The organism is Aquibium sp. A9E412, from assembly GCF_030398335.1.
GTDB lineage: Bacteria > Pseudomonadota > Alphaproteobacteria > Rhizobiales > Rhizobiaceae > A9E412.
Genome location: NZ_JAOAOP010000010.1, coordinates 11650 through 29113 on the forward strand (window position 1 = coordinate 11650; position 17464 = coordinate 29113).

Consider the following 17464-nt stretch of genomic DNA (forward strand, 5'->3'; position numbering starts at 1 on the left):
GTCTAGCCCCGCGCGATGGCGTGGAAGAAGGTGCCGCTGACGCGCCCGCGGCGGCCGCCGGACGGGCCGAGCGGACGGCCCTGGCCGTCGGCCAGCTCGGCCAGCGGCGCGTCGTCGCCGGCGTCGAGCACGCGGGCGTAATGGAACTCGTGGCCGCGCACGGTGGCGCCGCGCGGCCCGAGCACGCCGTCGGCGGACAGCGTCGCGGCGCGGTAGCCGAGATTCATGCGCCGCCGGGCGAAGCTGGTGCGGTGGCCGAGCAGACCGGCCATCGCATGGGTGGTGCCGTCGGCGTCCTCGAGGCTCTCGCCGAGCACCATGAAGCCGCCGCACTCGCCATGCACCGGCCGCGTCTCGGCGAAGCGGCGCAGCCCGGCGCGAAAGCGCGCCGCGCCGGCCAGCCGGCCGGCATGCAGCTCGGGATAGCCGCCGGGCAGCCAGCAGGCGTCGCAGTCGTCGGGCGGCGGCTCGTCGGCGAGCGGCGAGAAGGCGACGAGCTCGGCGCCGCTGCGGCGCCAGTGGCGGGCGACATGCGGATAGACGAAGCTGAAGGCGGCGTCGCTGGCCAGCGCGATGCGCTGGCCGGGCGGCGGCAAGGCGGCGGCGGCGGCGTCCGGCGCGGCGTCGAGACCGGCGAGCGGCCGGGCGAGCGCCAGCACGGCATCGAGGTCGAGGGCGTCCTCCATGACGTCGGCGAGCCGCTCGACATGGGCGGCGAGATCGGGGTGCTCGCCGGCTTGCACGAGACCGAGATGGCGCTCCGGCAGGCTCAACGTCGGATCGCGCAGCACGCCGCCGACCACCGGCAGGCCGAGCGCGGCGATCGCCGCGCCGGCGAGCGCGCGGTGGCGTTCGCTGCCCAGCCGGTTGAGCACCGCACCGCCGATCGTCACCGCGCGGTCATAGGCCATGAAGCCCCTGGCGACGGCGGCCGCGGTCTGCGACTGGCCCGACACGTCGAGGACCAAGAGCACAGGCAGGCCGAAGCGGCGGGCCAGGTCGGCGGCCGACCCCGAGCGGCCCGGCGTGCCGGGAATGCCGTCGAACAGGCCCATGGCGCTCTCGGCAACCACGAGGTCGGCGCCGGCCGCCGCGTCGGCGAGCAGGCGCGCGACGAGCGCCGGCGGCATCGCCCAGCTGTCGAGATTGACGCCCGGCCGGCCGGTGGCGGCGGCATGGAAGCCGGGATCGATGTAGTCGGGCCCCGACTTGACGCCGGCGACCGCCACGCCGCGGCGCACCAGCGCGCGCATCAGGCCGATGGTGACGCTGGTCTTGCCGGCGCCCGAGCGCGGCGCGCCGACGATCAGGCCGCGCGGCGCGTTCACGGCGCACCGTCCGCGACCGTCGAGCCGGCGAGCTCGTCGCGCATCGCCACGATGTCGCCCACCATGACCAGCGCGGGCGCCGTCAGCCCGGCCTCGGCCGCCGCGCCGGCGAGCGTCGCGAGCGTGGCGACGACGACGCGCTGGTCGGGCGTCGTCGCGGCGGCGATGGCGGCGGCCGGCGTGGCGGCGGCGAGGCCGCCGGCGATCAGCCGCTCGGCGATGCCCGGCAGATTCTTCAGCCCCATATAGACGATGATCGGCTGGCCGGTGGCGGCGAGCGCGGCCCAGTCGAGGTCATCGTCGGCGCCGACGGCGTGGCCGGTCGCCAGCACCACCGCCTTGTTGATGCCGCGCATGGTGGCCGGGATGCCGGCCGCCGCGCCGGCGGCGAAGGCCGAGCTGACGCCCGGCAGCACGCGGAAGGGAATGCCGGCGGCGGCCAGCGCGCGCGCCTCCTCGCCGCCGCGGCCGAAGACGTAGGGATCGCCGCCCTTGAGCCGCACGACGCGGCGGCCGGCGCGGGCGAGCGCGATCAGCCGGGCGGTGATGTCGGCCTGGGTGGCCGACGGCTTGCCGCCGCGCTTGCCGGCGAAGACGCGCTCGGCGCCCTCGGCCATGTCGAGCACGGCGGCGTCGACCAGCGCGTCGTAGACCACCACCTCGGCCTGGGCGAGCGCGTCGGCGACGTCGAGGGTCAGGCAGCCGGGGTCGCCGGGGCCGGCGCCGGCGAGCCAGACATGGCCGGGCTCGAGCCGGGCGCGCGGGCGCCGGCGGCGGATCGGCTTGGCGGGACCTTTCATGCGCTCGACCTCGACCGACTCGCGGCGCGGCCGCGCTTCCGCGCGCGGCCTTCCGGCGGCAGCGGGGCGCCCGTTGCGTCGCGTTGCGCTCGCATCGTTGCTGGCGAAAAACCGGCACCCGCTTGCGCGCGTGATGCGCTATAGCTGGCGCGATGAGCGAGGAGGCCCCCCATCTGCGGCGCGGCTGGACGACCGGCGCCTGCGCGGCGGCCGCCGCCAAGGCGGCCTGCCGGGCGCTGCTTTACGGCCGCTTCCCCGATCCGGTGACGATCACCCTGCCGGGCGGCCAGGCGCCGGCCTTCGCGCTGGCGACCAGCCGCAGCGGCGACGGCGCGGCGACGGCCGGCATCGTCAAGGACGCCGGCGACGACCCCGACGTCACGCATGGCGCGCTCGTCGAAAGCACGGTGCGGCGCGGGGCGCCGGGCAGCGGCATCACCTTTCGCGCCGGCCCCGGCGTCGGCACGGTGACGCGCGCCGGCCTGCCGGTCCCGCCCGGCGAGCCGGCGATCAACCCGATGCCGCGGCAGATGATCGCGCAGGCGCTGGCCGACGTCGCGCCGGGCGGCGACTTCGAGGTCACCGTGGCGGTCGCCGACGGCGAAAGGCTGGCGGAGCGCACGCTCAACCCGCGGCTCGGCATCCTCGGCGGGCTGTCGATCCTCGGCACCACGGGCATCGTGATCCCGTTTTCCTGCGCGGCGTGGATCCACTCGATCCATCGCGGCATCGACGTGGCGCGCGCCGCCGGGCTCGACCATGTCGCCGGCGCCACCGGCGCGACCTCGGAGGCGGCGGCCGCCCGCCATCACGGCCTGCCGGAGATGGCGCTGATCGACATGGGCGACTTCGCCGGCGGCATGCTGAAATATCTGCGCGGCCACCCGCTGCCGCGCGTCACGGTGGCCGGCGGCGTGGCCAAGATGACCAAGCTCGGGCAAGGCATGCTCGACCTGCACTCCAAGCGCGGCCGCGCCGATCTCGCCGCGCTCGCCGCGCTGGCCGAGGCGGCCGGCGGCAGCCCGGCGCTGGCCGCCGCGATCGGCGCGGCGAACACGGTGGCCGAGGCCTTCGCGCATGCCGAGGCGGAGGGCCTGGCGCTCGGCGACGCGGTGGCGGCCGGCGCCTGGCGCACGGCGGCCGGCGTTCTGGCCGGCAGCGACATCCGCCTCGAGGTGCTGGTGTTCGACCGCACCGGACGGCTGCGGGGCGAAGCGCCGTTCGCTCATGTGCCCGGCTCCGCGCGGCCGCGGAAGCGGCGCTGATAGCCGGCATCGTAAAGCGCGCTCTCGGCAAAGCCCTCGGCGGCCAGGGTCGGCCCGACGAAGATGATCGCGGTGCGCTCGATCGGCTCGGCTGCGAGCCGGTCGGCGATGTCGGCGAGCGTGCCGCGCACCACGCGCTCGTCGTCCCACGAGGCGCGCGCCACCACTGCAACCGGACAGGCCGCGCCATAGAGCGGCACGAGGTCGGCCGCCACGCGCTCGATGGCGTGGATCGCCAGATGGATGGCGAGCGTGGCGCCGGTGGCGCCGAAGCCGGCCAGCGTCTCGCCGGGCGGCATCTTCGAGGCGCGGCCCGAAATGCGGGTCAGCACCAGGCTTTGCGCCACCTCCGGCAGGGTGAGCTCGCGGCCGAGCGCGGCGGCGGCGGCGGCGAAAGCCGGCACGCCCGGCGTCAGCGTGTAGCCGATGCCGCGGCGCTGCAGGCGGCGGATCTGCTCGGCCACCGCACTCCACACCGACAGATCGCCCGAATGCAGCCGCGCCACGTCGTGGCCGGCCGCGTCGGCGGCGGCGAACTCGGCCTCGATCTCGTCGAGCGACAGCGGCGCGGTGTCGACGATGCGCGCGCCGGGCGGGCAGTGCGCGAGCAGCGCCTTCGGCACCAGCGAGCCGGCGTAGAGGCAGACCGGCGCACGCGCGATCAGGTCGCGGCCGCGCAGCGTGATGAGATCGGCCGCGCCGGGGCCGGCGCCGATGAAATGAACCGTCATGGCTCCTCCGTGGTGGCGAGCGCGCAGGTCACCGGCCCTTCGGCGTGGCGCGGGCCGATGAGGCGGCCGCGCGGTCCGGCCGCCGCCAATGCGGCGGCCTCCGACAGGCTGGGCACACCGGTCGCCGCCAGCGCGCGCGGCGAATGCGTCAGCGTGCGCGCGGCCGCGCGCTGCAGGTCGGCGGCGGCGACGGCGGCGAGGCGCAGGCCGAGCGCGGCGGCGGCGCCGGCAAGGCCGGGCTCGGCCGCCTTGGCCGCCGAGCTGGCGAGAAGGCCCACATCGCCGGGCGCCAGGCCATGGCCGCGCGTGGCGGCCGACACGGCGGCCAGCACCGCCGCGACACTCGCGCCGCGGCGGGCGCCGATGCCGGCGACGATCATGGCTTCACCCAGGCCCACTGGGTGACCGGCATCGCCGGGCGCCAGCCGGTCAGCCCGCCGACCGGGGCCGCGCGCGCCAGCGACAACCGCACCAGGCGGCCGCCGAGCGCGGCCTGCCGGCGGGCGAGCTCGGCCTCCATGGTGAGCGTCACGGCATTGGCGACCAGCCGGCCGCCGGGCGCCAGCGCGGCGAGCGCCGCATCGAGCAGGCCGGGCTGCGTGCCGCCGCCGCCGACGAACACGGCATCGGGCGCGGCGAGGCCGGCAAGCGCGTCCGGCGCCCGGCCCTCGACCACGGCGAGATCGGGCACGCCGAGCGCGGCGGCGTTGGCGCGGATGCGGGCGGCGCGCTCGGGCACCGCCTCGATGGCGGTTGCCGCAAGCGAAGGATGGCGCAGCATCCACTCGATGGCGACGGAGCCGGCGCCGGCGCCGATGTCCCACAGATGCTCGCCACGGCGCGGCGCCAGGGCGGCCAGCGTGAGGGCGCGGATCTCACGCTTGGTGAGCTGGCCGTCATGCGCGAACAGCGCGTCGTCGAGACCGGGCGCGAGCGGCAGCACGCGCGCTTGCGGCCCGGCCGCGACCCGGATCGCCACCAGGTTGAGCGGATCGACCGCGGCGAGCGAGAACGCCACGGCCGTCGTCTCGCGGATGCGCTCGCGCGGGCCGCCCAGCGCCTCCAGAACGGTGAGACGCGAGGCGCCGAAGCCGGTGTCGCACAGGAGCCGGGCGAGCGCCGCCGGGCCGTCGCCGTCCGACGTCAGCGCCAGGATGCGGGCGCCGGGATGCAGCAGCGGCAGAAGCCGCGCCGGGGCGCGGCCGTGCAGCGATACGGTCTCGGTCTCGGCCAACGGCCAGGCAAGCCGCGCGGCGGCGAGCGCGAAGGCCGAGGGTGCCGGCACGACGCGCATCTCGTCCGCCGGCACATGGCGCGCCAGCGTGGCGCCGACGCCGTGGCAGAAGGGATCGCCGGAGGCGAGCACGCAGACCGGCCGGCCGCGCAGCGCCAGCACCGCGGCCATGCCGGCGTCGAAGGGGCGCGGCCAGGGCCGCGCGGTGCCGGCGATCAGGGCGCCGGCGAGCTCGAGATGGCGGGCGCCGCCGAACACCGTCTCGGCCGCGCCGACCAGGCGGCGCGCCTCGGCGCCGAGGCCGGCCGCGCCGTCCTCGCCGATGCCGACGATGGACAGCCACGGTGCCGCCGGTGCAATCTCCGCGCGCGAGTCAGGGAGCATGGCCATCAACCGGATTTTGATCCTCGGCGGTACGCTCGAGGCGCGGCTCCTGGCCGCGCGGCTTGCCGCACGTCCCGATACGGCGGTGACGCTGTCGCTGGCCGGGCGCACGCGCCGGCCCGTGCGCCAGCCGGTGCCGGTGATCTCCGGCGGCTTCGGCGGCGCCGCCGGCCTGGAAAAACACCTCCGGCGCACGGGCACGCGGCTGATGATCGACGCCACCCACCCCTATGCCGCGCGCATGTCGGCGAACGCGGCGGCCGCCGCCGCGGCCAGCGGTATCGGCTTCTTCCAGCTCGTGCGGCCGGCCTGGCAGCCGGTCGCCGGCGACCGCTGGCAGACGGCGGCCGACGGCGCGGCGGCCGCGGCCGCGCTCGGCGCGGCGCCGCGGCGCGTCTTCCTGACGCTCGGCCGGCAGGAGCTCGCGCCCTTCCTCGCGGCGCCGCAGCACCGCTACTTGATCCGCAGCGTCGACCCGGTGGAGCCGCCGCTGGCGGTGCCCGAGGCGCGCTATCTGCTCGGCCGCGGCCCGTTCGACGAGGCGGCCGAGCGGGCGCTGCTCGAGGGCGAGGGAATCGAGGCGATCGTCGCCAAGAATTCCGGCGGCACGGCGAGCTACGGCAAGATCGCGGCCGCGCGCGCGCTCGCCATCCCGGTGATCCTGATCGACCGGCCGGCGCTGCCGGATGCGGTGCGCGCGGCAAGCCTCGAGGAGGCGGAGGCGATGGCCGCTCATGCACTCGCCTCCCCGCCTGCCGCAGCATTGTCGGCACCGGCTGCGGCAAAGCGCGGCGTGTAGACCAGCGGCTGGCCGTCTGGCCGGTCGACCAAGCGGGTATGCGGCGAGCCGACGATGATGCAGGTCGCCATGTCGGCGAGCGCCGGATCGGCCTCGGCGAGCCGGCGGATGGCGATGCGCTCGTCGAGCCGGCCGGCGGCGCGGCCGAACACCACCGGGGTGCTGGCCGGCAGCACCGCGGCGAGCCGCTCGAAGGCGCGGCCGAGCTGCCACGGCCGGGCGCGGCTGATCGGGTTGTAGAGCGCGATGACGAAGCCGGCGCCGGCGGCCGCCGTCAGCCGGCGCTCGACGAGCGGCCACGGCTTGAGGTTGTCCGACAGCGAGATGGCGCAGAAATCGTGACCGAGCGGCGCGCCGACGCGGGCCGCCACGGCGAGCATGGCGGTGACGCCGGGCAGCACCGCGATGTCGAGCGCGCGCCAGGCGTCCGGCCCGCGCTCGACCGCCTCGCAGACGGCCGCCGCCATGGCGAACACGCCGGGGTCGCCGCCCGACACCAGACAGGCGCGGCGGCCGGCGGCGGCCGCCGCCAGCGCCGCCTCGGCGCGCGACAGCTCCTCGCGGTTGTCCGACGGCTGCCGGCGCTGGCCGGGGCCGAGCGTCAGCCGGTCGAGATAGGGCTTGTAGCCGAACAGGAGCTCCGCCTCGGCGACCGCCGCAGCGGCCTCCGGCGTGACCTGGCCGGTCGCGCCCGGCCCCAGCCCGACGATCATCAGCCGGCCGCTCACGGCCGCCCGCTCCAGCCCGGCACCAACACGATGGAGAAATAGGGCGCGGGCTCGTCGCCGCGCTCGGCCAGCGGCACGATGCGCGCTTCGGCCATGGTGGCGCGCTCGACATAGACCGCGCCGGCAAGCCGGCCGGCCGTCGCCAGCGCGCGGCGGATGCGGGCCAGGTTGCGGCCGACCTTCATGACCACGGCGGCCTCGCAGGCGGCGAGCCGGCGCACCAGCTCGGCCTCGGCCATCGTGCCGGGCAGGATGGCGGTCACGTCGTCGCCCTGGGCGAGCGGCAGGCCGGCGGCCGACCAGGCGCCCGACATGGCGGTGACGCCGGGCACCACCTCGGCGGCGAAGCGCGGCGCCAGCCGCAGGTGCAGATGCATGTAGGAGCCGTAGAAGAACGGGTCGCCCTCGCTGAGGACGGCGACGTCGCGGCCGGCCTCCAGATGCGCCGCCACGGCCGCCGCCGCGGCGTCGAAGAAGCCGGCGATGGCGCTGCGGTAGCGCGCGTCGTGCCGGTCGATCTCGGTGGTCACCGGATAGTGCAGCGGCAGCTCGGCGGCGCCGGCGCCGATGCGCCCCTCGACGATGCGGCGGGCGTTGCCGGTGCGCCCGGCCTTGGCGAAATGCGCGACGACGGGCGCCTCGGCCAGCACGCGCAGCGCCTTGAGCGTCAGCAGCTCGGGATCGCCCGGACCGGTGCCGACGCCGATCAGCCGCCCCTGCGCCGCACTCACAGGCCGGCCCTCGCCAGCGCGTTGACGGCAGCCGCCGTCATGGCCGAGCCGCCGAGCCGGCCGTCGACGACGGCCCACGGGATGCCGAGCGCCGAGCGGCTGAGCGCCTCCTTCGATTCGGCCGCACCGACGAAGCCGACCGGCATGCCGACGATCGCGGCCGGGCGCGGCGCGCCGTCCTCGAGCATCTCCAGGAGATGGAACAGCGCCGTCGGCGCGTTGCCGATCGCCACCAGCGCGCCCGACAGCCGCTCGCCCCACAGATGCATGGCGGCGGCCGAGCGCGTGTTGCCGATCTCACGGGCGAGCGCGGCGGTGCGCGGATCGCGCAGCGTGCACACCACCTCGTTGTCGGCCGGCAGCCGCGCACGGGTGATGCCGTTGGCCACCATCGCGGCGTCGCACAGGATCGGCGCGCCGGCCTCGAGCGCGGCGCGGGCGGCGGCGACGAAGCCCGGCGCGAAGCGGATGTGGCGCGCCGCCTCGACCTGGCCGCAGGCATGGATCATGCGCACGGCGATGCCGGCCTCCGCCTCGTCGAAGCGCGCCAGGTCGGCCTCCGCGCGGATGATGGCGAAGGAGCGCTCGTAGATGGCGTTGCCGTCGCGGATGTAGTCGTAGGCGGTCATCGGCGGTCCTCGAAAGCGGCGGCCAGGCGGTCGGTACCGAGCCGGGCGAGACAGGCGGCCGCGCTCTCGCCGCCGCGTCGCTCGCGGCCGCACAGCGCGGCCAGACGGGCAAGGGCATCGGGCGCGGCGGCCACCGGCACGGCGGCGACCGGCGGATCACCGGCACGGCCGGCGACGACCAGCGCGGCGGCGCCGTTACGGCCAACCAGCGCCAGACCGGCCGCCGCGGGCCGCGCGCAGCCCTTGGCGCAGCCCGAAAGATGCAGCACCGCCGAGCCGTCGAGCAGCGCCGGCGCTTGCGCCGCGAGCCGGGCGGCGAGGTCGCGCGTGGCAAGACCGGCCGAGGCGCAGGCGGGCGCGCCGGGGCAGGCCTCGACGGCGCGGCGCGGATCGCCGGCCGCGGTGACGAGACCGAGCGCCCCGGCAGCGGCGGCGAGCGCCGTGCAGGCCTCAGCCGGCCCAACCGCCAGCAGCGCGCGGCCCGGCGCCAGGCGGAAACCCTCGATGCCGCAGCCCGATGCGCGCTCGGCAAGCCGCACCAGCGTGGCCGCCGCGACGCTGCCGAAGGCGAGCCCGAGGCCGAGCGCCTGGCGCCCGGCGGCGAGCGCGAAGCGGCCGACCGGTTCAGCCTCGGCGGCGGCCGGCGGCCGATCCGCCGCGGCGAGAAAGGGGGCGAGCGCAACGCACGCCGCGCCGGCGTCGAGGTCGCGGCCGCGCGCCGTCGGGCCGGCCGCGGCCAACAAGCGCAGCAGCGCGACGAGGGCGGCCGGCGCGTCGTTGCGGCGCACGGCGCCGAGGGCGCGCGCGGTAGCGGCATCGCCGCCGAGCGCGACATGCCAGAGCGGGCCGGACGCGGCCGCCGTGCCCGGCAGGGCGGCGAGCCGGATGTCGGCGGAAAGCCCGGCCAGGCCGAGCCGACCGCCGCCGTCAACGGTGACGGCGAGCTTCGGCGCAAGGCCGCCGGCGAGGCCGGAGCGTGCGATCGCCGCACGCAGCGCGGCGGCGAGCGGCCGCGCGTCCGCCGTCTCCGTCGGGTCAAGGCCGGCGAGCGGCGCGGTCTCGACCGTCGGGGCGGGCGCCAGGTCGAGGCCAAGCGCGGCAACCTCGGCGGCAAGCCGCGGCGCGCTCCCGGCACTCAGGCCGCGAAGCTGCAGGCTGCCGCGCGCCGTCACCTCCATCATACCGTTGCCGTGGCGGTCGGCCAGCGCCGCCAACCGGCCGAGCGCGGCCGGCACCAGCGCGCCGTCGAGCGGCCGCAACCGCACCAGAAGGCCATCGCCGGTCGGCATCGGCCGGTCGAGCGCCGGGCAGGCGCCGCGTGCGAGAAAGGCCGCACTCATACCGTCAGCTCCGCGCGCGCCGCGGCGAGGAAGGCCTCGATCTCGCCGTCGACAGCGTTGCGGCGCGGATGCCACAGGCCGCGGCGGCGCGCGGCGGCGAAGCGCTCGGCAATGGCGCAGGCCGCCGCCGGGCTCTCGCGCAGCAGGAAGGCGCGCACCCGCGGATCGCCGAGATAGGCCTCTGCCACCGCCTCGATCAGCGCCGGGGCGACCGCGTGCGTGGTCTCGGCGAAGCCGACCAGGCGGTCGACGGTCTCGGCGAACTCGGCGGCGCCGCGCGGCCCGTGCCGCATCTGGCCGGCGATGAAGCGCGGGTTGACGGCGCGCGCGCGCACCACCCGCGCCACCGCCTCGGCCAGCGAGCGGGCGCGCGGGCGGGCGGGATCGGTGGTGTCGAGCGCGACCAGGTCGGCCTTGCCGCCGAGCGCGGCGACGGCGGCGGCGAAGCCGCCGACGAAGGCGACGTCGGCCGAGCCCTCGAGGAGGTCGCGGCCGGGATCGTCGCCGGCATGGATCAGGAGGCCGGCCTCGGCGACGCGCGCGGCGAAGGCGCCGGGCAGCGCCCGGCCGCCGCCGTCGGCGCCGCCATAGGCGTGGCTGGCGGCGTCGAGATAGGCGCGGCCGAGCTCGGCGCGGTCGTGCCACGCGCCGTCGGCCAGAAGCTCCTCAATGCCGGCGCCATAGGTGCCGGGCGCCGAGCCGAAGATGCGCGGCGGCACGCCGTCGCCGGCGCCGGCCGCCGCCTCGGCGAGCGGGTTGTCGCCGGGCGCCTCGCGGCGCGCGGCAACGGCGCCGACCGCCGCGTCGAGGAGCGCGATCTGCGCGGGAAACATGTCGCGGAACAGGCCCGACAGGCGGAAGGTGACGTCGACGCGCGGCCGCCCGAGCTGCGCGGCCGGCTGCACCTCGATGCCGGTGACGCGGCCGGTCGCGGCATCCCAGACCGGACGGCAGCCCATCAGCGCCAGGCCCTGGGCGATCTCCTCGCCGCCGGTGCGCAGGCTGGCGCTGCCCCACAGGTCGATGACCAAGGCGCGCGGCCACTCGCCATGCTCCTGGGCGTAGCGGCGCAGCACCTCGTCGGCCGCCTGGCGGCCGAGCTCGAAGGCGGTCGGCGTCGGCATGGTGCGCGGGTCGGCGGTGAACAGGTTGCGCCCGGTCGGCAGCACGTCTGTGCGCCCGCGCGCCGGCGCGCCGGAGGGGCCCGGCACGACGTGCCGCCCGTCGAGGGCGGCCAGCAGCGCGGCGCGTTCGGCCGTCGCGCTCGCGCGGCGCAGCGCATCGTCGTCGCCGTCCGCGATCCGGCCGTAGACGTGCTGGCCGTCCTTGACGGCGAAATCCTTCAGGTCGCACAGCCAGGCGTCGATGCGCCGCAGCGCCTCGTCCGGCTCGACGTCGTCGCCGACGCCGGCATCGGCGGCCAGCCCGGTCTCGGCGGCGGTGTCGACGATCAGCCGGGCGAGCCGGTCGCGGCGGCGCCGGTCGAGCCCGTCGGCCTGGGCGTACTCGTCGACGAGCTGCTCGAGGCGCTGCTGGTCGGCGTCGAGCCCGGCGGCGGTGAGCGGCGGCGGCAGATGGCCGAGCGTGACGGCGGCGATGCGCCGCTTGGCATGCGCGGCCTCGCCCGGATTGGAGACGATGAAGGGATAGACGACCGGCAGCCGGCCGGTGACGATCTCGGGAAAGCAGGCCGCACTCAGCGCCACGGTCTTGCCCGGCAGCCATTCGAGCGTGCCGTGCGCGCCGACATGGACAATGGCGTGGCAGCCCAGCGCGTGGCGCAGCCACAGGCCGAAGGCGACCAGCGCGTGGCGCGGCGGCCGCTCGGGATCGTGATAGTCGGCGCGCCGGTCGGCGGCGCGGCCGCGCTCGGGCGCCAGCGCCACGGTGACATTGCCGAAGGTCGCGGCGCGGAAGGCGAAGGCGCCGTCGGCGAGATCGGCGTCGTCGTCGGGCGCGCCCCATGCCGCGGCGAGCCGCGCCGCCGCCTCCGCCGGCAGGCCGGCGGCCGCGCGGCGGTAGTCGGCAAGGTCGAAGCGGGCCTCGGCCCGGGCCAGCCGGTCGAGCAGCCCGCGCGCCGTCGCCGGCACGTCCGCGACCCGGTAGCCGGCCGCCGCCAGGTCGGCCAGGATGGCGCGCACGCTTTCGGGCACGTCGAGGCCGACGGCATAGCCGGTGCGGCCGGGCGCATTGGGATAGTCGGGCAGCAGCACGGCGATGCGGCGCTCGGCCGGCGGCGTCGCCCGCAGCCGCAGATGCAGCGCGACGCGCTCGGCCACCGCCTCGACGCGGTCGGGCTCCGGCCGGTTGACGAGGCCGCCGAAGCCGAGCGCCGCATCGGCCTCGCGCGCGTCCTTGAAGGCGACGGCGCCGGCCTGGATGCGGCCGTCCAGCTCGGGCAGCACGACGTGCATGGCGAGGTCGGCCGGCGCCAGGCCGCGCTCGTTCTCTGCCCATGCGTCGCGCCGCGTGGTCGCCACGACCGCCTGGAAGACCGGCACGCCGGCGCGGTCGAACAGCGTTTCGGCGCCCGGCTCCGCCCCGGCGGTGAAGGCGGTCGTCGCGACGATGGCGGCCGGTCGTGCGGCTCCCAGCGCCGCTTCGACGAAGGCGCGCGAGCGGGCCTCCTTGAGGCTCGCCACGAAGACCGGCAGCGGCGCCAGGCCGCGCTCGGCGAGCGCGGCGGCGAGCGCGTCGACCGGCGCCACGTCGGCGGCGAGCAGCATCGAGCGGTAGAACAGGACCGGCACCACCGGCGCCCCGGGCGCCAGCGCGGCGAGCGCGGCCTCGCGCCCGACGATGCCGCGGGCCGGATCGTAGAAGCCGGCGCGCGGCAGCGGCCGCGCCTCGGCGACCGGCAGCGCCCGCCCGGCAAGGACCGACAGCCGGTCGACCAGAACGCGCATGTTGCCCGGCCCGCCCTCGCGGAAACAGGCGAGCAGCGCCGCGCGCTCGCCGGCCGGCAGCGTCGAGGCGGCGGCGAGCCGCTCGTCGGCCTCGCGGCACTCGCCCGGCAGCAGCACCAGCGCGATGCCGCGCGCCTGCGCCAGCGCGGCCAGCCGGTCGCAGCCGTAGCGCCACCAGTCGTAGCCGCCGAGCACGCGCACCAGGATGACGCGCGCATGGGCGGCCACCGACTCGAGCCACAGATCGACCGACATGGGGTGGCGCAGGTCGCGCAGGCTGGCGAGGCGCATCGTCGGCCGCTGCGGCCCGGCCGCCGCGCGCCAGGCGGCGGCGATGCCGGCCAGGTCGCTGTCGGTGAAGGACAGCGCCACCATCTCGGCCGGGCTCTGGCCGAGGTCGACCGGCTCGACAAGATCGTCGAGCGAGGCGGAGCTGGTGGCAAGGATGTGCATGGCGTCAGCCGGCCAGCGCCGCCTCGATCCGCGCGCGGTCGAGACCCTTCTCGCCGATCACGACGAGGCGGCCGCGACGCGGCTCGTCCGGCGCCCAGGCGCGGTCGAAATAGTGGTTGACGCGCGGACCGACCGCCTGGACCAGAAGCCGCATCGGCTTGCCGGGCACGTCGGCGAAGCCCTTGACGCGCAGCACGTTCTGCGCCTCCGCGACGGCCGCCACGCGGGCGGCCAGCGCCGCCGGATCGTCGACCGGCGGCACCGCGACGACGAAGCTGTCGAAGTCGTCGTGGTCGTGCTCGGCCGCATCGTCGTGATGCGTGCGGCGGCCGTCGATGTGGTCCTCCACGGCCAGCCCGAGGCCGAGCAGCACCGAGGGGTCGACGCGGCCCCGCGGCGCCGGCACGACGCGCACGCCGCGCGGCAGGTGCGCATCGACGCGCGCCCGCGCCCGCTCGACGCCGGCGGCGTCGAGCAGGTCGGCCTTGGTCATCACCACCAGGTCGGCACAGGCGAGCTGATCGTCGAACACCTCCTCGACCGGGTCGTCATGGTCGAGCGCCTCGTCGGCCAGGCGCTGGGCGTGCAGCGCGCCGAGATCGGAGGCGACGCGGCCATCGGCGAGCGCCGCCCCGTCGACCACGGCGACGACGCCGTCAACGGTGACGCGGCTCCTGACGGTCGGCCACTGGAAGGCCTGCACCAGCGGCTTGGGTAGCGCCAGGCCGGAGGTCTCGATCAGGATGTGGTCGACGCGCGGCCGGCGCGCCAGGATGGCGTCGAGCGCCGGCACGAAGTCGTCGGCCACCGTGCAGCACAGGCAGCCATTGGCCAATTCGACGACGTTCTCCTCCGGACACGTGTCGATGCCGCAGCCCTTGAGGATGTCGCCGTCGATGCCGACGTCGCCGAACTCGTTGACGATGACGGCGAGCCGGCGGCCGCCGGCATTCTCCAGGACGTGGCGCACCAGCGTCGTCTTGCCGGCGCCGAGGAAGCCGGTGACAACCGTGCAGGGTACGCGGTCGAGGGTGGCGATCATGAGCTGCCTTCCGAAAAACCGAGGGGCGGGATGCGGGCGACGAGCCCGCGCTTGAGGGGCTCGGGGCGGCCGCGCCAGGGCAGCAGCCCGTTGTCGGACGCGGCATGGAGGCTGGCGCCGTCGACCAGCGCGGCGGCGTCCGCGACGTCGAGCCCGCCGAAGACGTAGCTCCAGCCGCCCGGCCGGGCGATCGCCGCGCTCAGCCGGCGCTTGCAGTTGCCGAGGCACGAGACGGTGGTCACCGCGACGCCGCTGCCGGCGGCCGCGCGCGCGGCCGCCTCGGCGAGCAGCCGGCCGGGCCGCGGCTCGGCGTCGTCGCCCTCGGCGTTGCGGCATCTGCGGCAGACATAGAGCGTGACGGCGTCAGGCCGCGCCTGCGCGCGGTCCTCGCCCCGAGGCTGGTTGTGATCGACGTTCAAGCGTGCCGCGCTCCCCGGCGCATGGACTTGCCAATTCCGACGGGGTGCACGCGATCCGGGCGCGCCGAACGTGCGGCCGCGGATCGTCGATAGACGGCCTCCGGGGCACCCCGCCCGGCGGCCGGCATGGCAGTGTCGACGGCAGGTCTCCTGGCTCGCGGGTCACCGCCTGGCGCCGCCTTCCCGGGCATGCCCCGTTGCGGGGTGACCCAGTGGCCTCTGGCGCAGGCTCGTCGCTCACAGTTGCGGGGACAGCTGCGGCGTTGGGCAAGGCCCGCACCGCATTCCCTCTTAGCCTTCCCCGTTGCCGGAGAAGGACCGTCAGGCGCGAAGCCTATGCCGCGTCGTCGCCGGCTGTCAATCGGGCCGATTGGGTTTGCGGAGCGGCGGGTTCTTCTCCTATAGTCGCCGCGTCGTCGGTTCCCGAAAGGGACCAGAGGGAATGCGGTAAGGCGCGATGCGCCGAAGCCGCGGCTGCCCCCGCAACTGTGTGCGGTGAGCCCGTTTCCCCTCGACGCCACTGGTGCGCAAGCGCCGGGAAGGCGGGAGGCGGGCAGCGATCCGTGAGCCAGGAGACCTGCCGGCGACCGAACGCAACGCCATCACCCCTCGGGCGGAGGGGGAAAGGACCCGATCATGACCACTGCCACATCCACCCTCGGTGCGGGCGCATCGCGTGCCTCGCGCGCCGTGCAGCTCGGCGCGGCCGGCCTGCTCGGGCTGTTCGTCGTCGGCTTCGCCGGCTTCGCGCAGTCCGACGTCGTGCACAACGCGGCGCACGACTACCGCCATTCGATGGCCTTTCCCTGCCACTGAGGGAGAGCCTTCATCATGACCCTGTTTCGCAACGTCGTGTTCGTCGCGGCGCTGGCCGGGCTCGTCGCCGGGCTGGCGATGGCGGCCATGCAGACCTTCGTCACCGTGCCGCTGATCCTCGAGGCGGAGACCTATGAAGGCGGCGCCGCAGAGGCCGCGCACGGCTATGACGGCGCGGCGGCCGGCCACGGCCATGGTGACGGCGCCTGGGCGCCGGCCGACGGCGGCGAGCGCCTCGCCTTCACGGCCCTCGCCAGCGTCGTCACCGCGACCGGCTTCGCGCTCGTCCTGCTCGTCGCCTCGGAGCTCGCCGGCGGGCTCGCCGGCTGGCGCCAGGGGCTGTTCTGGGGGCTTGCCGGCTTCGCCGTCTTCACCCTGGCGCCGGGCCTCGGCCTGCCGCCGGAGCTGCCCGGCATGCCGGCGGCCGCGCTGCCGGCACGGCAGGGCTGGTGGATCGCCACCGCGGCGGCGACCGCGGCCGGGCTGGCGCTGATCGCCTTGCGCGGCTCCGTGGCGATGGCCGTGCTCGGCGTGGCGCTGATCGTGGCGCCGCACGTCGTCGGCGCGCCGCAGCCCGACAGCCACGCCACCGCCGTGCCGGACGCGCTGCACCGGCGCTTCGTCGTCGCCGCCTCGCTCACCAGCCTGGTGTTCTGGCTGGTGCTGGGGGCTGCGGCCGGCGCGCTGCGCGGCCGCTTCGCCCGGGCGGCGGAGCCCGGCGCGACCCTTGGCTGAGGCCGGCCGGCTGACGCTGCTCCTCGGCGGCGCGCGCTCGGGCAAGAGCGCGCATGCCGAGCGGCTGGTCGCGGCGCATCCCGGCCGGTGGCGCTACATCGCCACCGGCCAGGCGCACGACGCGGAGATGGCCGACCGCATCGCGGAGCACCGCGCCCGCCGCGGCGCCGGCTGGCACACGGTCGAGGCGCCGCTCGACCTGGCCGCGGCGCTGGCCGAAGCACCGCCCGGCGAGGCGGTGCTCGTCGACTGCCTGACGCTGTGGCTGTCGAACCATCTGATCGCCGGCAGCGACCTCGCGGCCGAGTGCGACCGGCTGGCCGCCGCGCTCGCCGCCCCCATCGGCCCCTGGTACGCGGTGTCGAACGAGGTCGGCCTCGGCATCGTGCCCGACAACGCGCTGTCGCGGCGCTTTCGCGACGCCGCCGGTCGGCTGCACCAGCAGGTGGCGAGGACCGCCGATTCGGTGCTGTTCATGGTCGCCGGCCTGCCCATGACGGTGAAATGAGATGACCGAGATCGACGACGACGCCCGTGCCCGCCACCGCAGCAAGATGGCCAGGCGCAAGGCCGTGCAGGACGCGGAGGTCGCCGAGAAGACCATTGAGAAGGGCCTGCTGATCGTCAACACCGGCCCCGGCAAGGGCAAGACGACGGCTGCCTTCGGCCTGGCGCTGCGCATGCTCGGCCACGGCCGCCGCGTCGGCGTCGTGCAGTTCATCAAGGGCGCCTGGCACACCGGCGAGAAGGAGGCCTTCGCCGTCTTCGGCGACCGCGTGGCCTGGCACACCATGGGCGAGGGCTTCACCTGGGAGACGCAGGACCTGGAGCGCGACCGCGCGGCGGCCGCACGCGCCTGGGACCGGGCGCAGGCGCTGATGGCCGACCCGCGCATCGCCCTCGTCGTGCTCGACGAGCTCAACATCGCGCTGCGCTACGGCTATCTCGACCTCGACGCGGTGGTCGCCGCGCTCGTCGCGCGGCGGCCGGGGCTGCACGTCGTCGTCACCGGCCGCAACGCCAAGCCGGCGCTCGTCGAGGCGGCCGACCTGGTGAGCGAGATCGGTGCGGCCAAGCACCATTTCGCCGCCGGCGTGAAGGCGCAGCAGGGCATCGAGTTCTAG

The 17464-nt window shown here is 76.6% G+C and carries 18 protein-coding genes and 2 riboswitches; of the genes, 6 read left to right on the forward strand and 12 right to left on the reverse strand.

Annotation, left to right across the window (positions count from 1 at the left end; all coding sequences use genetic code 11):
* Positions 1-2: 2 nt before the first annotated feature.
* Complete coding sequence (locus N1F89_RS06385) at positions 3-1328, reverse strand: cobyrinate a,c-diamide synthase (RefSeq protein WP_290082647.1); 1326 nt, start codon at positions 1326-1328, stop codon at positions 3-5.
* Positions 1325-2128, reverse strand: coding sequence for a uroporphyrinogen-III C-methyltransferase (gene cobA, locus N1F89_RS06390; RefSeq protein ID WP_290082649.1), 804 nt, complete (start codon positions 2126-2128; stop codon positions 1325-1327). The genes N1F89_RS06385 and cobA overlap by 4 nt, the downstream gene beginning before the upstream one ends.
* A 152-nt stretch (positions 2129-2280) precedes the next feature.
* Here cobA and N1F89_RS06395 point away from each other — a divergent pair, with 152 nt between their 5' ends.
* Entirely contained in the window at positions 2281-3393 is a 1113-nt protein-coding gene (locus tag N1F89_RS06395; protein ID WP_290082650.1) for a cobalt-precorrin-5B (C(1))-methyltransferase, read from the forward strand.
* Here the strand turns inward: N1F89_RS06395 and cobM are convergent.
* Genes cobM through cbiE form a run of 3 tightly spaced genes read right to left on the reverse strand, consistent with a single transcriptional unit; the run spans position 3354 to position 5742 of the window.
* Positions 3354-4124, reverse strand: a complete 771-nt coding sequence (gene cobM / locus N1F89_RS06400; protein WP_290082651.1) for a precorrin-4 C(11)-methyltransferase — start codon at positions 4122-4124, stop codon at positions 3354-3356. The two genes, N1F89_RS06395 and cobM, sit on opposite strands and share 40 nt — an antisense overlap.
* Complete coding sequence (locus tag N1F89_RS06405) at positions 4121-4504, reverse strand: cobalamin biosynthesis protein (RefSeq protein ID WP_290082652.1); 384 nt, start codon at positions 4502-4504, stop codon at positions 4121-4123. The genes cobM and N1F89_RS06405 overlap by 4 nt, the downstream gene beginning before the upstream one ends.
* Positions 4501-5742, reverse strand: a complete 1242-nt coding sequence (gene cbiE / locus N1F89_RS06410) for a precorrin-6y C5,15-methyltransferase (decarboxylating) subunit CbiE (RefSeq protein WP_290082729.1) — start codon at positions 5740-5742, stop codon at positions 4501-4503. The genes N1F89_RS06405 and cbiE overlap by 4 nt, the downstream gene beginning before the upstream one ends.
* Between cbiE and N1F89_RS06415 the strand changes: the two genes are divergently transcribed.
* A complete protein-coding gene (locus N1F89_RS06415) occupies positions 5741-6541 on the forward strand; it encodes a cobalt-precorrin-6A reductase (protein ID WP_290082654.1) in 801 nt (266 codons plus the stop codon). The two genes, cbiE and N1F89_RS06415, sit on opposite strands and share 2 nt — an antisense overlap.
* Here the strand turns inward: N1F89_RS06415 and N1F89_RS06420 are convergent.
* From N1F89_RS06420 to N1F89_RS06450, 7 genes are read right to left on the reverse strand one after another with little or no spacing between them, the layout of a single operon-like run.
* Positions 6475-7269 (reverse strand): precorrin-3B C(17)-methyltransferase, encoded by a 795-nt coding sequence (locus N1F89_RS06420; protein ID WP_290082656.1) that lies wholly within the window; start codon positions 7267-7269, stop codon positions 6475-6477. The genes N1F89_RS06415 and N1F89_RS06420 overlap by 67 nt on opposite strands.
* Positions 7266-8000: a precorrin-2 C(20)-methyltransferase gene (locus N1F89_RS06425; RefSeq protein ID WP_290082658.1), complete on the reverse strand. Its 735-nt coding sequence runs from the start codon at positions 7998-8000 to the stop codon at positions 7266-7268. The genes N1F89_RS06420 and N1F89_RS06425 overlap by 4 nt, the downstream gene beginning before the upstream one ends.
* Positions 7997-8629 carry a precorrin-8X methylmutase gene (locus N1F89_RS06430; protein WP_290082660.1) on the reverse strand — a complete coding sequence of 211 codons (633 nt, stop codon included), beginning with the start codon at positions 8627-8629 and terminating at the stop codon, positions 7997-7999. The genes N1F89_RS06425 and N1F89_RS06430 overlap by 4 nt, the downstream gene beginning before the upstream one ends.
* Positions 8626-9969 (reverse strand): precorrin-3B synthase, encoded by a 1344-nt coding sequence (gene cobG / locus N1F89_RS06435; protein WP_290082661.1) that lies wholly within the window; start codon positions 9967-9969, stop codon positions 8626-8628. Before cobG ends, N1F89_RS06430 begins: the two co-directional genes overlap by 4 nt.
* Entirely contained in the window at positions 9966-13328 is a 3363-nt protein-coding gene (gene cobN / locus N1F89_RS06440) for a cobaltochelatase subunit CobN (protein ID WP_290082662.1), read from the reverse strand. Before cobN ends, cobG begins: the two co-directional genes overlap by 4 nt.
* 4 nt (positions 13329-13332) lie before the next feature.
* Entirely contained in the window at positions 13333-14370 is a 1038-nt protein-coding gene (gene cobW, locus N1F89_RS06445; protein WP_290082665.1) for a cobalamin biosynthesis protein CobW, read from the reverse strand.
* On the reverse strand, positions 14367-14789 hold the full coding sequence (locus N1F89_RS06450) for a DUF1636 family protein (protein ID WP_290082666.1): 423 nt from the start codon (positions 14787-14789) through the stop codon (positions 14367-14369). Before N1F89_RS06450 ends, cobW begins: the two co-directional genes overlap by 4 nt.
* Positions 14790-14911: 122 nt before the next feature.
* Positions 14912-15127: riboswitch (cobalamin riboswitch) on the reverse strand.
* A 62-nt stretch (positions 15128-15189) separates the two neighbouring features.
* Positions 15190-15389, forward strand: a riboswitch (cobalamin riboswitch).
* A gap of 36 nt (positions 15390-15425) precedes the next feature.
* Between N1F89_RS06450 and N1F89_RS06455 the strand changes: the two genes are divergently transcribed.
* The 4 genes from N1F89_RS06455 to cobO are packed head-to-tail and all read left to right on the forward strand — an operon-like array spanning position 15426 to position 17464.
* On the forward strand, positions 15426-15605 hold the full coding sequence (locus N1F89_RS06455; RefSeq protein WP_290082668.1) for a CbtB-domain containing protein: 180 nt from the start codon (positions 15426-15428) through the stop codon (positions 15603-15605).
* A 15-nt stretch (positions 15606-15620) separates the two neighbouring features.
* Positions 15621-16340 (forward strand): CbtA family protein, encoded by a 720-nt coding sequence (locus N1F89_RS06460; protein ID WP_290082670.1) that lies wholly within the window; start codon positions 15621-15623, stop codon positions 16338-16340.
* Positions 16333-16848, forward strand: coding sequence for a bifunctional adenosylcobinamide kinase/adenosylcobinamide-phosphate guanylyltransferase (gene cobU, locus N1F89_RS06465; RefSeq protein ID WP_290082672.1), 516 nt, complete (start codon positions 16333-16335; stop codon positions 16846-16848). Before N1F89_RS06460 ends, cobU begins: the two co-directional genes overlap by 8 nt.
* 1 nt (position 16849) lies before the next feature.
* The gene (gene cobO / locus N1F89_RS06470) at positions 16850-17464 is read left to right on the forward strand and encodes a cob(I)yrinic acid a,c-diamide adenosyltransferase (protein WP_290082674.1); all 615 of its coding nucleotides are present in this window, start codon (positions 16850-16852) and stop codon (positions 17462-17464) included.